Here is a 247-nt window from a genome sequence, read left to right on the forward strand (position 1 = left end):
GAACTTACTTCAGAACAAGTTGAATGGTTCATGAAAGGATTTTCGATTACTCCTACTATAAAAACCATAAACAGTCGCGATTTCTATTGAAATCACGGCTGTTTTTCAGCTATAATTAGAGTAGAAATAAAAGGAGAGTATCATCTTGAAAGAACTATTGGATATTATCAAAAAACAAGCAGCTACCATCCAAGGTCTAGTAGATGAAATCTCCCTTCTACGTGAACAGGTGGCTTATTTAACCCAG

Annotated in this window: 1 pseudogene; it reads left to right on the top strand. The window is 35.2% G+C overall.

Annotation, left to right across the window (positions count from 1 at the left end):
- Window positions 1–145 precede the first annotated feature (145 nt).
- A pseudogene (locus tag E4T71_RS10430) lies at window positions 146–247 on the top strand (transposase); the annotation flags it as partial.

It is taken from the genome of Streptococcus sp. WM07, assembly GCF_004570525.1.
Classification (GTDB): Bacteria; Bacillota; Bacilli; order Lactobacillales; family Streptococcaceae; genus Streptococcus.